The following is a 14,311-nucleotide window of genomic DNA, read 5'->3' on the forward strand; positions in this document are numbered from 1 at the left end:
GGATGGACATATCTTGATCCCTCACAGCACGACCAGCAGTCGCATCCGGTCTCCACGCTCCGCCACCGGCCGTACGCGTTCGCCGCACACTCCCCCTTGGGGCCCCCCTTGGCCGACCGGCTTGGCCGGCCTTCGCGGAATCCTTTGCGGGGTGAGGTCGGCGGGACGAGCGCCCCCCGTACAGGGGACAAAAATTGACCTGTCCGCCGAGGAACCGGCCGCCCGCGAGACGATCGCAGCTAAAAATTTGATTCTGTTGCGGATTATGACCTACATGCGTCAGAACAACGCATCCTATCGTTTGATTGCGACGGGCAAGGAGGCCCCCCGGTGAACGCGCCCTTGTTCCGTCGCGAGGTCGTGGAGGCACGACGAAGCGCCTGGCTCGGCGAGGCTCAGGTGATCCAGCCTCTGGCGATCCGCGTGGTGGTCGGCCTGTGCCTCGCCTTCGCCATCCTCGTCGGCGTCTACGCCTGGCTCGGCAGCTACACCCGCCGGGTCCATGCCGAGGGCCTGCTCGCCCCCGATGTCGGCCTCATCACCGTGGCGAGCCCGCTGGCGGGGCGCGTCAGCGCGTCCGGCGTCAAAGAGGGCGACCGGGTCGAGCGCGGCCAACTCCTCTTCACCATCGACCTCGACGCGGTCTCGGCGAGCGGCCCGACGCAGGAGCGGGTGATCGCCCAACTCGGCCGGCAGCGGGAGAGCGTGGAGCGCCAGCGCGCCGCCCGCGCCGCCATGGCCACCGCCGAGAAGGAGGGCTTGAGGGAGCAAGTCGCCAACCTCGAGGCGCAGCGGGCCAAGATCGAGGAGCAACTCGCGCTCCAGGAAAAGCTGGTGCCGCCGCTCAAGGCGCGCGCCGACGAACTCGCCGACCTCGTGACCCGCGGCTTTGCCCGTGCGGCCGACTTCCAGAGCCAGAACTACCTCTACCTCCAGGCGACTTCGCAGCTCGCGCAGTTCCGCCAGGGCGGGCTTCAGGTCGAGGGCAAGCTCGGCGATCTGCGCGCCAAGCTCGCGACCTTCGACGAGACCCTGGCCCGCGATCTGGCCGAACTCGACCGCACCGCCGCGCAGCTCGAACAGCAGCGGGCCGAGAGCGAGGCGCGCCGCGCCATCGAGGTGCGCGCGCCCGAGCGCGGCATCCTCACCTCGATCCGGGCGCAGGCCGGGCAGACCGTGGCGGCGGGGGCAAACCTGCTCACCCTGCTGCCGAGCGAGGGCCGGCTGCAGGCCAACCTGTTCGTCGATTCCTCGGCGATCGGCTTCATCGAGCCCGGGGCTTCCGTGATGCTGCGCTACGCCGCCTTCCCGTTCCAGCGCTTCGGCCTGCACCGGGGCACGGTGACGGAGGTGACCCGCGCCCCGCTCGAAGGCGACGCCCAGCCCGAGGCGGCGAGGGACACGGCCAAAAATGCCGGGAAGGCCGGCGTCTACCGCATCATCGTGCGGCCCGACGCCGACAGCGTGACGGCCTACGGCGAGCCGCGCCGGCTGGAGGCCGGGATGCGGGTCGAGGCCGACATCGCGCTCGAGAAGCGCGCCCTCTACCGCTGGCTCCTCGACCCCCTCTACCACGTCAAGCGCAGCGTCGATCTCGTCACCGAAGGAGGGGTACGTTGAGCCTGCTGTCGGATCTTCAGTTCGGCTTCCGGCGGCGCCTGCCGGTCGTGCTCCAGGCGGAGGCCGCCGAGTGCGGCATGGCCTGCCTCGCCATGGTGCTGGGCTACCATGGCCGCCGGGTCGATCTCGGAAGCTTGCGCGCCCGCCACGCCCTCTCGCTCAAGGGCATGACCCTGCGCAACCTGATGGACCTGTCGGGCACGATGGGGCTCTCGACGCGGGCGCTCAGGGTGGAACTGCCCGATCTCGGCCGCCTGCGCCTGCCCTGCATCCTGCACTGGGGGCTCAACCACTTCGTCGTCCTGGCGCGGGTCGGGCGCCGGGAGATCGTGATCCACGATCCCGCTCGCGGGCGCCGACGTTTGAGCCTCGCGGAAGCCTCGCGGGAGTTCACCGGCGTCGCCCTGGAGGTGGCACCGAACCAGAGCTTCGTGCGCGAGCGGGCCGTGAAGGGCCTCGCGCTCTCCGACCTGTTCCGGGGCATGGCCGGCATCCGCTCGGCGATGGCGCAGATCCTGGCGCTTTCGCTCGGGATCGAACTCGTCGCGATTCTGATGCCGATCGCATCGCAGATCGTCATCGACGAGGTCATCGTGAACGGCGACCTCGACCTGCTCCTCGTCGTCGCCCTCGGCCTCGCCCTGCTGCTCGTGCTGCAACTGGGGCTCGGCGTCGCCCGGAGCTGGGCGATCATGCTCACGGGGACGAAGCTGAACTATCAGTGGTCGGGCTCGCTGTTCGACCACCTCTCCCGGCTGCCGCTCGACTATTTCCAGAAGCGGCATGTCGGCGACGTGATCTCCCGCTTCGGCACGCTCGCCACGATCCAGAAGGGCATCACCACCGATCTCGTCCAGGCACTCCTCGACGGGCTGATGTCGGTCGGCATGCTGATCATGCTGTTCCTCTACGGCGGCTGGCTCGCCCTCGTGGCGCTCGCCGCCACCGCGCTCAACGCGGGGCTTCGGATCGCCGCCTACAAGGCCTACCGCGAGGGCACCGAGGAGGCGATCGTCGCGGAGGCACGCCAGCAGAGCCACTTCATCGAGACCGTGCGCGGCATGGCGAGCGTCAAGCTCCTGAACCTGCGCGAGCGCCGCCGCGGCACGTGGATGAACCAGTTCGTCCAGGCGCTGAACGCGCGGCTGCGGTTGCAGCGGCTCGACCTCGTGTTCGGGCGCGGCAACGAGTTCCTGTTCGGCGCCGACCGGCTGATCCTGCTGGTGCTCGGCGCCCGGGCCGTGATCGACCAGTCGATGACGCTCGGCATGCTGGTGGCGTTTCTGGCCTATCGCGACCAGTTCTCGACCCGCATCGGCAACCTGATCCAATCGGGCTTCCAGCTCCGGATGCTCAACGTGCAGACCGACCGGCTCTCGGACATCGTCATGACCGAGCCGGAGGAGGCCGCCGCACCGATGCCCGCCGCGGTGGCCCCGGTCGCGGGCCCTGCCCTCCTCGCCGGAGAGCGTCCGCCGGTGCGCGGCGCGGGTCTGCGCGCGGTCGGCCTGTCCCTGCGCTACGGCGACGACGAGCCCTGGGTGTTCCGCAATCTCGGCCTGGAGGTGCCGCCGGGCGAAAGCCTCGCCATCACCGGCCCCTCGGGCTGCGGCAAGAGTTCGGCGATGAAGATCCTGATGGGCCTGCTGCCCCCCTCCGAGGGCGCGGTCTTGGTCGATGGCCGCGACATCCGCTCCGGGGGGTTGGCGGCCTACCGCGCCCGCATCGCCGGGGTGATGCAGGATGACGGGCTGTTCGCCGGCTCGATCGCCGAGAACATCGCCTGTTTCGACGAGCGGCCCGATCCCGGCTGGATCCGCGAATGCGCCGCCCGCGCCGCGATACTCGACGACATCGCCCGCACGCCGATGGGCTTCGAGACGCTTGTGGGCGACATGGGCTCGACGCTCTCGGGCGGCCAGCGCCAGCGGGTGATCCTGGCGCGTGCCCTCTACCGCCGCCCGGAGATCCTGTTTCTGGATGAGGCGACGAGTGCGCTCGACGAGCCGACCGAGGCGGTGATCGCCGCCGCGCTTCGCGACCTGAAGATGACGCGGGTCATCGTCGCCCACCGCCCGGCGACCGTGGCCCATGCCGATCTGCGCTACGACTTTTCCGCCGACGCGCCGCGGGTTTCGGCGCAGGCGACGGCGACCGCCGGTTGAGGAGCCTTACGCCACACGCCCCCTTGCGGATCGCCCCGCGCCCGTGCTCAGAGCCCCGCAGGATCAAGGAGAGACGGTGATGAACTCGGTCAAGGAACGTCTGGAAGCGCTCGGCCTGAAGCTGCCGAAGGCGGCGGCCCCGGTCGCGAACTACGTGCCCTATATCCGCACCGGCAACCTCGTCGTCATTTCCGGCCAGATCTGCTTCGGGCCGGACGGCACCCTCGACCCGGCCCACAAGGGCAAGCTCGGTGCCGAGGTTTCGGCCGAGCAGGGTATCGCGGCGGCCCGGCTCTGCGCGCTCAACGTGCTGGCCCAGGTCCAGGCGGCGGTGGGCGACCTCGACCACGGCGTCGTGCAATGCGTGCGGCTCGGCGGCTTCATCAACGCGGTGCCGAGTTTTTCGGGTCTTGCCCCGATCATGAACGGCGCCTCGGACCTGATGGTCGAGATTTTGGGCGACCGCGGCCGCCATGCCCGCTCGACGGTGGGTGTGGCCGAGCTTCCCCTCGACGCCGCCGTCGAGGTCGAGGCGATGTTCGAGGTCGCGTGAGCGGGGGGCTGGAGCGGGCGCCGGACTGGCTCATCGCCCGTCCGATCGCCCATCGCGGCCTGCACGACCGCCCCGCCGGCATCCCCGAGAATACCCTGGCCGCGGCCGAGGCGGCGGTGGCGGGCGGCTACGCCATCGAGTGCGACGTGCAGCTCAGCGCCGACGGCGAGGCGATGGTGTTCCACGACGAGGCGCTCGGGCGCCTCACCGGCGTCTCCGAGCCGGTGGAATCCCGCACGGCCGCCGAACTCGGCACGCTGACCGTGGCCGGCTCGGGGGAGCGCATCCCGACCCTGCCGGACTTCCTGGCGCGGGTCGCGGGCCGCGTCCCGGTCATCGTCGAGATCAAGTCGCGCTTCGACGGCGACCGGCGGCTCACCCGCCGCACCGCCGAGATCGTTGCCGGGCTCGACGCGCCGGTGGCGCTGAAATCCTTCGATCCGGGCATCGTCGCGACGCTCGCCGAGATCGCGCCGAACCTGCCCCGCGGCATCGTCGCTGAGGCGAGCCAGGACGATCCGCACTACGCGCTGCTGGCGCCGTCCGTGCGGGCCGAATTGTCGGGCCTGCTCCACCTGCATGTGAGCCGGCCGCACTTCCTGTCCTGGCGCGTCGGCGACCTGCCGGGCCCGGTCCCCTATCTCTGCCGCCGGCTCGGGAACATGCCGGTGATGACCTGGACGGTTCGCACCGAGGCGCAGCGGGTGCTGGCCCGCGAGCACGCCGACCAGATGGTCTTCGAGGGTTTTCGTCCGTAACGGGCTCCCAAAGGGCAAGCCCTTTGGCGGGTCCAGGGCAGAGCCCTGCCGGCTCACGCCGCGCGAACCGTATCGAGGAACCGTCCGACCTCCGCGCCGAGATACTCAGACTGGCGCGACAGCTCGGTCGCGGAGGCCAGCACCTGGGCCGCCGCCGCCCCGGTCTCCTCCGCCGTGCCCGCCACCTCCGCGATGGTGCGCGTGACCGATCCGGTCCCGCTCGCGGCCTGGGCGACGTTGCGCACGATTTCCTGCGTCGCCGCGCCCTGCTCCTCGACCGCCGCGGCGATGCCGGTGGCGACGCCGCTGATCTCGCGGATGCGGCCCGAGATGCCGTCGATGGCCCGAACCGCCTGCCCCGTCGCGCCCTGGATGCGGCCGATCTGCCCGGTGATCTCCTCCGTCGCCCGCGCGGTCTGGTTGGCGAGTTCCTTGACCTCGGCGGCCACCACCGCGAAGCCGCGGCCGGCCTCGCCCGCACGGGCCGCCTCGATGGTGGCGTTGAGCGCCAACAGGTTGGTCTGGCCGGCGATGGTCGCGATCATCGCGACCACGTCGCCGATCCGCGCGGCGGCGTCCGAGAGGTCGCGCACGAGGGCCGCCGTTTCGCCGGCCTCGGCCACGGCGGCCTGCGCCAACGTCGCCGAGCCGTCGACCTGCCGGCCGATCTCCTGCACCGAGGCGCCGAGTTCCTCGGCCGCAGCGGCCACCGTGCCGACATTGGCAGCCGCCTCCCCCGCCGCTGCGGCCACCGTGCCGGACTGGTCGGCGGTCCGGGTGGCGTTGGCGGTCATGGCCCCGGCAGTGGCCTGAAGCTCGGTCGCGGCGGCGGTCACGCCCTGGACGATCCCGCCGACCGCGCGCTGGAAGTCGTCGGCCAGGGCGCGCGCGGCGGCCCGGCGCTGCGCTTCGGCGCCGGCGCGGGCGGCCTGCGTCTCCTCTTCCAGGGCGCGGGTGCGGATCAGGTTGTCCTTGAACACCTGCACCGCCGCGGCCATGGCGCCGATCTCGTCACCGCGCCCCCGCCCCGGCACGGCCACCGCCGCGTCGCCGCCCGCGAGCGCACCCATCGCCCCGGTCATCCGCGTGATCGGCCGCGAGATCCCGAACCAGCCGAACAGGGCGGCGGCGAGTGCCGAGAGCAGTGTCACGGCCATGGCGACCCAGGCGGCGGCCGTGGCGGAGGCCGCGCTTCCGACAGCGCCCTCGACGCTCTGCTTGGCGCCCCGCTTGTTGAGGGTGAGGTTCTCCTGAAGCGCCTTGGTCGCGGATTGCGCGAGGCCCAAGGCCTCGGGCCCGGTGAGGAGGGCCAGCGCCTCAGCTTGGCGCCCCTCCCGCATCAGGGCGACGATCGCCTCGACCCGGCCCGTATAGGTCGTCCAGGTCGAGGCGAAGCGCTCGTACAGGGCCCGTTCCTCGGGGGAGGCGATCATCGGCTCGTAGGCGCGGCGTAGGGCTTCGAGGGCCGCCTGGCTCGCCCGCACGCTCTTCTCGTTCTCGGCGAGCACGGCGCCGGTCGGCGAGGCGGCGACGTAGCGGTAGGTCTTCACCCGCTCGTCCCGCGTCGCGGTGCTGATATCGCCGAGCAGCCCGACCGAGGGCAGCCAATTGTCGGCGATGTCGCGGACTTCGTGATCGATGGCCGCAAGTTTGACGACGCTGATCCCCCCCTGAACCGCGGCAACCACGGCCAACAGGCTGAACGAGCCCGCCAGGGCAGTCTTGAGGGACACGCGCATCATGAATCCGGGGGTAGGTTGTACGCTCAGGGCGCCACCTTGCCGCAGATTACTTAAGGTTCTCTCGATTTCTGCAGGAAAGTGCATGCGGCGGCCTGCACCGCAGGCTCGAACATGCAGGGTGCCGGATCACGACTGCGTGTGGAGCAATGCCGTCTCCGGCCAACTCCTCCGGTGTCACCTCCCTCGTCATCCGGGGGGCCGCACGGCGGAACCCGGGATCCGTCCGTGATGCGGACACCGAAGCATGGCGTCGGGGTCAATCGTGGATTCCGGGTTCGCTTGTCAGCGCCTCGGAATGACGGGGATGGGGGCTGAACCGAACCGATCAACCGGACACCGTACGAGCCGGAGGATGTCACGCGCCGACATGCTCCGGCCTCCTCGCCCTCGCCCGAAGCGTTACCGGCTGCCCTCCGGCCGCTCCGGCGAGCTCTTCTTCTCGGTCGCGGCCTCGGGCTGTTTCACAAATTCCGCGAGGTAGCTCTTCCACAAGCTGGCGAACCGCAGCGACTGGTGGCCGTGCGTCTCGGGCGAGGTCGGGACCAGCACGAAGCGACCGTCCTTCACCCGCGCGATCGCCGCGTTCATCACGTCGAGCTGGGGCGGGTTCAGTTCGTCGTCGGCGAAGTTCACCGCCAGCACCTTCGCCGTGATCTTTTCGAGGTCCGGCGACGGGTCGTAATCGTAGGAGGAATCGAACCAGTACAGCCAGTCGTTGGCGTCGGCCTTGTTCTCGTAGCCGGCGATCATCTTGTCGTAGGCCGTGTCGGCCGCGGCGCGGGTCGGAGCCTGCTTCTGCAGGCCGAGCACGCTCTCGGTCATGATGTTGAAGATCGGCAGGATACGGCCGAAGCTGCGGGGCTGCGCGGTGTACTCGCCGCCCTTCCAGTCGGGATCGGTGCGGATGCCCTCGATCAAGAGGCGCCGCCACAGGGCGTTGCGCCCGCTCACCGGGATCGGCTGGCTCGCCACCGTCATCAGCAGGTCCATGCTGCCGGGATAGCGCTCGCCCCACATCCAGGCCTGCATCCCACCCATGGAGGTGCCGAGCACGAGGCGCAGGTGCTTGACGCCGAGCCCCTCGGTGACGACCCGGTGCTGGCCCTCCACGACGTCGCCATAGCCGTAGCGGGGGAAATGCGCCTTGAGGCCGTCGGACGGTTTCGAGGAGCCGCCGCGGCCGAGCCCGTCGGGCAGGATCACGTACCAGCGCCCGGCATCGAGCGGCGCGCCCTCGCCGAACAGCTCCGGCCCGAGCGTCGGGATCAGGAAGCTCTTTCCGGTGCCGGTGGTGCCGTGCAGGACGAGCACGGCGTTGTCGATCTCGCCGTCCGCGCCGCGATGCGGCGTGCCCAGCGTGGTGTAGTGCAGCTTCACCTTGTCCAGGCTCTCGCCGCTGGCGAACTTGAAGTTTTCGGCGACGAAATCGCCCTCCTGCTGGCCCGGATAGGCGGCGGCCGGCGCGGCGAGGACCGGGGCCGGCGCGAGACCGACCGCGAGCGGTGTCAGCGCCAAGGACGAGATCAGCAGAGCCGTGCGAAGCGAGCGTATCCGAGCACCCATCAAGCGTCCTCCTCGACCCATCCGAACGAGCGCTCCACCGCCCGGCCCCAGCCGGCGAACAGTGCTCGACGTTCTTCTGCCTCGATACGCGGATGCCAGCGCTTGTCCACGGCCCAGTTGTCGCGAAGATCTTCGAGGGTTTTCCAAAAACCGGTGGCAAGCCCCGCAGCGTAGGCTGCCCCCAGCGCCGTCGTCTCCGAAACCTTCGGGCGCAGGGTCGGCCGGTCGAGGATATCGGCCTGGAACTGCATCAGCAGGTCGTTGACGGTCATGCCGCCGTCGCAGCGCAATTCGGCGATCGGACAGCCGGAATCGCGCTCCATCGCCTCCAGCACCTCGCGGGTCTGGTAGGCGGTGGCCTCCAGGCTGGCGCGGGCGATGTGGCCCTTGTTGGCGTAGCGGGTCAGGCCGATGATGAGGCCGCGGGCATCGTCGCGCCAGTGCGGGGCGTAGAGGCCGGAAAAGGCCGGCACCACGTAGACGCCGCCATTGTCCTCGACGCTGCGGGCCAGCCCCTCGATCTCGCTCGACGCGCCGATCAGCCCGAGATTGTCGCGCAGCCACTGCACCAGGGCGCCGGTGATGGCGATGGAGCCCTCCAGCGCGTAGGCGGGGGGCTGTCCGTCGAGCCGGTAGGCCACCGTCGTGACGAGCCCGGCCGAAGAGGTGACGGGCTCGGGGCCGGTGTTCATCAGCGCGAAGCAGCCGGTGCCGTAGGTGTTCTTGGCCTCGCCTGCGGAAAAGCAGGTCTGCCCGAACAGCGCCGCCTGCTGGTCGCCCAGAATGCCGCCGAGCGGCACGCCGGGAAACGGATCGCGGGCCTCGCCCAGCACGGCGCTGGAGGAGACGATGCGCGGCAGCACCGCCCGCGGGATGCGGAACACGCCGAGCATGGCCTCGTCCCAGTCGAGGGTCGCGAGCGACATGAGCTGCGTGCGGCTGGCATTGGTCACGTCGGTGACGTGAAGCCCCCCGTCCGGGCCGCCGGTGAGGTTCCAGACGAGCCAGGAATCGATGGTGCCGAACAAGGCGCGGCCGTCCTCGGCTTTCGCCCGCGCCCCGTCCACGTGGTCGAGCAGCCACGCGAGCTTGGAGGCGGAGAAGTAGCTTGCCAGCGGCAGGCCGGTGCTGGCGCGGAAGCGGTCGCGCCCGCCGTCGCGGGCGAGCGCGGCGACGGACCGGTCGGTGCGGGTGTCCTGCCAGACGATGGCATCGTGCAGCGGCTCGCCGGTCTGCCGGTCCCAGAGCACGGCGGTCTCGCGCTGGTTGGTGATGCCGATGGCGGCGAGATCCCCCGGCGCCAGCCCGGCCCGGGCCAGCCCCTCGCGCATCACCGCATGGGTGTTGCGCCAGATTTCCCTCGGGTCGTGCTCGACCCAGCCGGGACGGGGAAAGATCTGCTCGTGCTCGCGCTGGGCCTGCGCCAGGATCGTACCCCGGCGGTCGAACACGATGAAGCGCGTGCTCGTGGTGCCCTGGTCGATCGCCCCGACCGCATCCGGCATGGCCACTCTCCCGGCGTCTTCCGCGTCCGGGATTTTTGACCCCGGCTCGGCCCCGATCCTACACGAGGCGGCGTGCGCCGGAACCGGTCACCCGGCTTGCGCGCGCTCCAACTGGGCCGGTGTGTTCTGCGCCTCCATCTGCCGGGCCATGTCGGCGGCACTCATCCCCGAAGCGTCGCGCCGGGACGGGTCTGCGCCTTGGGCGAGCAGTAGATCGACGATCTCGGTGCGGTCGAACATCGCCGCCACCATCAGCGCGGTGCGGCTGCCGTCGCCGACCCCGTCGACCTGCGCGCCGTGCTCCAGGAGCAGCCGGACGATGTCCGCATCGCCCTTGAAGGCGGCGCCGGCGAGCGGGGTCTGGCCGCGGTCGTTGGCGAGTTCGGGATCGCCCCCGGCCTCCAGGATCACGCGGGCCGTCGCCGCCTGGCCGTTATAGGCGGCCAGCATCAGCAGGCTGTCGCCCTTGTCGTTGCGAAGGTTCGCCGGCAGCCCTTGCCCGAACAGCTCGGCCAGTTCGTCGGCATGGCCCATCCGGGCGTACTGGAAGAGGCGAGCCGCGAAGGCGAGGGTCTCGTCGTCGAGGGCGGGGCGGTCAGCGGACATGGTTTTCGCGTCACGGGTTCGGTGGGTGGAGGGCCGCCGCGCGGCGGTCTCACATGGCGCCGGTAGGTAGCGCCGCCGCGCGGTCCGGCCAGCCGGTCAGGCCTGGGCCGGTACGGCGCGCGAGCCGGCCGGGTCGAACCGGAGCGACAGCACCATGGCGGCGCTCAGTGCTAGGAACACCGCCACCGTGCCGACCAGAAGCGCGTAAACCTCAAGCCCGAGCAGCACGAACAGGAAGCCGAACAGCGCCGACATCAGCCCCCCGAACACGGTGGTGACGGTGACCTCGCGCGAGACCGCGGCCGTGTAGAGACTGGTCTGAGCCACGACGAGCCCGGCGCTGAGGCCGAAGGCGGCGTTGTAGCCGAGCCACTCGCTGAACGAGAGCAGCATCAGCGGGAACAGCGTCATGGCGATCCCGACGAGAGCGTATTGCACGAGGTGGATGCGCAGCCGCGTCGTCGCCTCGAAGGCAAGGAGCAGGGCAAAGGCCAGCACGACCGGCAGAAGCCCATACTTCGCGACACGGGTGATCATCCGGTAGACGGGCATGCCCTCGACCAGCGCGACGCCGAAGCTGCCGGAGCCCGCAAGCCGAGCCGTGGCCTCCGGGATCATCCCAGGCAGCGTGCCGGTCACGACTCGCGGCGCGCTGATTTCGTCGATCCGCCAATTCGCCGTGAAGCCCGTCTTCGTGATCGTGTAGGTCGCGGGCAGTACGTCCCCGAAGAAGCTCGGATTCGGCCAGGGAGAGGCGAGCGTCAGTTCAGCCTGCGGCGCGCTCGGCACGAAGGTGATCTCCCCCGTTCCCCGCAATCCGATCTCGCCCGTATAGGCGACGGCCCCCTCGGGACGGCCTGCCGTCTTGAGCGGGGCAAGAACCCAGCGCTCACCGGGGCAGGCCGCGCCACGGAGCGCGAAGGTGGAGCAGGTCCCCCAGGTCTCCTTGCGCCCGTCGATGGTGATCCCGTCGCCGGGATTGACCGAACCCAGGCGCCCCACCGCGAGACCGATCAGGGCCCGATCCCAGTGGATCCGCGCCCCGGCCGCACCGAGGAGGTCAATCAGTTGCCCCTCGTCCGGCACTTCGAAGCGGCCGGCGAGCTTGACGCGCGCGTCGTAGACGGTGGCGGCGAACGGGCCGCGGCGGCGCTCGGCGGTGTCGAGGGTCACGTCGAAGGACGCCGACCGGGCCGCTGCGAGGACATGGCGCGGCTGGCCGGAATCGTCGGTGAAGGGCAGAACCATCACGGGTCCCTGGACCTGCTGCGGCGGTCCCCAGGCTCTCGCGATCTCGGCCTCGACCTCCCGCTGCCGATCCTGGCGCTCGCCAACGAGTAAGAGGGCGCCGAGGCAGGCCGCTCCGGCCACCAGCGTCAGCCCGGCGATCCGCCGCAGCCGGTGCCACGCGAAGGGCCGCGCGGTCTCCTGGTCGGGCGAGGAGGCTGGGATCGGCGGGGCGAGACTCATCGGGGGCTCCGGGCAAGGGGGATGGTTCGCGGAAGCGCACATCGCCTCCGCGTGGTCGCCCGCCGGAACGGCGGGGCTCTCCGCACTCACTTCTGGATTAGGTTTCGGACGGGCCGGCGCGCGGCACTCGCGACAGCGTCAGGCGGCCCGCGGTACCGCGGGCGGGTTCAGCCCGCCGAACCGGCGGTCGCGGGCGGTGAAGTCGGACACCGCCGCGGCGAGGTCGGTGGCGCCGAAATCGGGCCACATCCGGTCGGTGAAGTGCAGTTCGGCGTAGGCGGCCTCCCAGAGGAGGAAGTCGGAGAGCCGCTTCTCGCCCCCCGTCCGGATCAGGAGATCGACGTCCCCGTCCGCTCCCAGGGCCTCGCTCAGGCCCTCGCGGCTGAGGCCCGCCGGCCCGAGCCGGGCGGCGGCGGCGAGGATCGCGTCGCGCGAGGAGTAATCGACGGCGATGCGCAGGTGCAGCCGGTCACCCGTGGCGGTCGCGGCCTCGGCCCGCGCGATCGCCTCCGGGATGCCGGGCGGCAGGCGGTCGCGGCGGCCGATGACCGTGAGGCGGGTGCCGCTGCGGGCGAGCCGGTCGGTCTCGCCGCGCAGATAGGCCCGCAACAGCCGCATCAGCCCGCCGACCTCCTCGGCCGGGCGGCGCCAGTTGTCGCTGGAGAAGGCGTAGAGCGTCAGCGTGCCGATGCCGAGCGCGGGAGCGGCCTCCGCCACGCGCTGGATCGTCTTGACGCCCGCCCGGTGGCCCGCACCCCGAGGTAGGCCGCGGGCGCTCGCCCAGCGGCCGTTGCCGTCCATGATGATCGCCGCGTGAAGACCTGATCTGCGATCGAGAGGGCTTTGCATCGTAAAGTCTCCGGGCGAAGTGCGAGACACGCGGGGGACGCGGCGTTCGGTGGAATGTCGGGAGTGGTCGTCAGACCGGTTCGGCGAGGCCGGAACGGTCCTGGGCGGCGGGCCGGTCCTCGGCAGCCTGGGACCGGCCAGCGGCATTCTGTGGCTTGCCCGCGGCTTGTGCGGCGTCGCGCACCACCTGCTCCAGCACCCCGAGATAATCGAGGAAGCGGGAGCGCCCGGAAGGCGTCAGTCGGCAGAGGGTCTGCGGCCGGTTCTGGTCGTAGCCCTTTTCCAGGCTGACGAGGTCGGCCTCCTGCAGCACGGCGAGGTGGCGGCTGAGATTGCCGTCGGTGAGCCCGCACAGGCGCTTGAGATCGGGGAAGGCGAGACCGCGGGGATGCGAGACCAGGGAGGTCAGCACCGAGAGCCGCGCCCGCTCGTGGATGATCCGGTCGAGCCCCTCGTAGGAGAAGCGGGCGTCGCTGCGATCAGAGGTCGGCATCGGCGTCTCCGTCGGCAGATCTGTCAGTCGATCCGTCAGTCGATCCGTCACTTGGGCCCGAATGGCGGTGGATGATGATGGCGACGAGCCCCTGCCCCACCGCGAAGGGCACGCCCATCAGCCAGGGCGAGAGGTGGCGCGTCTCGCTGGCGAGGGCCAGCACCGTGAGTCCGGCGAGCAGGTACCACGCGCCCGCGAGCGGCACGGTGCGCGGCAGGATGCGGGCGGAGGCGAACAGGCCGAGCCCGACCAGAACCTGCCACAGGCCCGGCAGCATCCAGAGCTGGTCCGGCGCGAAGCGGGCGAAGACGAGCCCGAGGCAGAGGCCCGCCCCACCCGCGGGTAAAAACCCTTCGATGGCGCTGAACACCATCGCGTCGGCCAGCCCCGAATGGACCCGGCGCGAGCGGCGCACCGCCTCGAAGCCGATCAGGAGGCAAGCGGTGACGGCAGCGGCGACCCAGAGGCCGAAGAAGACGACCGGCCGTGCGGTCGGGTCGTCGAGCAGCAGGGACTGGGCCCCCGCGACGACGAGGGCAAGCGCGCCGGTCGCGGCGAGCGTCGCCGCGCCGAGGCCGCGGAAGGCCGTGTCCCGCGCGATCTGCATCCGGATCGCGACGATGTCGGCCAGCGCCCTGTCGAGGTCGCCGTGGGTGTCACGCATGGGGTTCGTCTTCCCGCGTCGAGGCGCGCTTTGCATTGCAAAGTACACGCGGGTGCAGAGCCGTCAAGCGGCATTCGTTCGGATGAGCGCGATGAGGACGGTGGCGGCCGGAGTGGGGATGAAACGAAGCCGCCGCGCCGATGATCAGATCGGCAGACAGGTGTCGAGGAGGAGCCTCACGCGTCCGCGTCACCCTCGAACAACCGGATGATCTCCTCCCGGTGCATCATGTCGAAATCGTCCGGCACCAGATCCGTCCGGCGAGGAATCCGATAGGTCGCGTGCGCGGCAGATCCGCCTCAGCCGCGCGGAGGATGACCGTT

12 protein-coding genes are annotated in these 14,311 nt (G+C 70.8%); 4 read left to right on the forward strand and 8 right to left on the reverse strand.

All coding sequences use genetic code 11. The features are described 5' to 3' along the window. The first annotated feature begins 330 nt into the window (after positions 1-330). The 4 genes from J2W78_RS08955 (at position 331) to J2W78_RS08970 (ending at position 5,096) form a co-directional block, all read left to right on the forward strand. The gene (locus J2W78_RS08955; RefSeq protein ID WP_253369861.1) at positions 331-1,620 is read left to right on the forward strand and encodes an HlyD family secretion protein; all 1,290 of its coding nucleotides are present in this window, start codon (positions 331-333) and stop codon (positions 1,618-1,620) included. Further along, positions 1,617-3,785, forward strand: a complete 2,169-nt coding sequence (locus J2W78_RS08960; protein WP_253369862.1) for a peptidase domain-containing ABC transporter — start codon at positions 1,617-1,619, stop codon at positions 3,783-3,785. Before J2W78_RS08955 ends, J2W78_RS08960 begins: the two co-directional genes overlap by 4 nt. Before the next feature lie 79 nt (positions 3,786-3,864). Then, entirely contained in the window at positions 3,865-4,338 is a 474-nt protein-coding gene (locus tag J2W78_RS08965) for a RidA family protein (RefSeq protein WP_253369864.1), read from the forward strand. Further along, complete coding sequence (locus J2W78_RS08970) at positions 4,335-5,096, forward strand: glycerophosphodiester phosphodiesterase family protein (RefSeq protein WP_253369866.1); 762 nt, start codon at positions 4,335-4,337, stop codon at positions 5,094-5,096. The genes J2W78_RS08965 and J2W78_RS08970 overlap by 4 nt, the downstream gene beginning before the upstream one ends. A 53-nt stretch (positions 5,097-5,149) precedes the next feature. On the opposite strand, the gene J2W78_RS08975 is transcribed toward J2W78_RS08970, so the two are convergent. From J2W78_RS08975 to J2W78_RS09010, 8 genes are all read right to left on the reverse strand, one after another. After that, the gene (locus tag J2W78_RS08975; protein ID WP_253369867.1) at positions 5,150-6,835 is read right to left on the reverse strand and encodes a methyl-accepting chemotaxis protein; all 1,686 of its coding nucleotides are present in this window, start codon (positions 6,833-6,835) and stop codon (positions 5,150-5,152) included. Between the two features lie 402 nt (positions 6,836-7,237). Continuing rightward, entirely contained in the window at positions 7,238-8,401 is a 1,164-nt protein-coding gene (locus J2W78_RS08980; protein ID WP_253369869.1) for an alpha/beta fold hydrolase, read from the reverse strand. Continuing rightward, the gene (gene glpK, locus J2W78_RS08985) at positions 8,401-9,906 is read right to left on the reverse strand and encodes a glycerol kinase GlpK (RefSeq protein ID WP_253369871.1); all 1,506 of its coding nucleotides are present in this window, start codon (positions 9,904-9,906) and stop codon (positions 8,401-8,403) included. Before glpK ends, J2W78_RS08980 begins: the two co-directional genes overlap by 1 nt. 87 nt (positions 9,907-9,993) lie before the next feature. Next, on the reverse strand, positions 9,994-10,512 hold the full coding sequence (locus J2W78_RS08990) for an ankyrin repeat domain-containing protein (protein ID WP_253369872.1): 519 nt from the start codon (positions 10,510-10,512) through the stop codon (positions 9,994-9,996). Positions 10,513-10,608: 96 nt separating this feature from the next. Then, positions 10,609-11,982 carry a cell envelope integrity protein CreD gene (gene creD / locus J2W78_RS08995; RefSeq protein WP_253369873.1) on the reverse strand — a complete coding sequence of 458 codons (1,374 nt, stop codon included), beginning with the start codon at positions 11,980-11,982 and terminating at the stop codon, positions 10,609-10,611. 138 nt (positions 11,983-12,120) lie between these two features. After that, positions 12,121-12,831, reverse strand: coding sequence for a di-trans,poly-cis-decaprenylcistransferase (locus tag J2W78_RS09000; RefSeq protein WP_253369875.1), 711 nt, complete (start codon positions 12,829-12,831; stop codon positions 12,121-12,123). A 70-nt stretch (positions 12,832-12,901) separates the two neighbouring features. Further along, positions 12,902-13,324: a transcriptional regulator gene (locus tag J2W78_RS09005; protein WP_253369877.1), complete on the reverse strand. Its 423-nt coding sequence runs from the start codon at positions 13,322-13,324 to the stop codon at positions 12,902-12,904. After that, positions 13,311-13,988 (reverse strand): hypothetical protein, encoded by a 678-nt coding sequence (locus J2W78_RS09010; RefSeq protein WP_253369878.1) that lies wholly within the window; start codon positions 13,986-13,988, stop codon positions 13,311-13,313. The genes J2W78_RS09005 and J2W78_RS09010 overlap by 14 nt, the downstream gene beginning before the upstream one ends. Between the last annotated feature and the right edge of the window lie 323 nt (positions 13,989-14,311).

The sequence above is a fragment of the Methylorubrum extorquens genome (assembly GCF_024169925.1).
GTDB classification, from domain to species: Bacteria; Pseudomonadota; Alphaproteobacteria; order Rhizobiales; family Beijerinckiaceae; genus Methylobacterium; species Methylobacterium extorquens_A.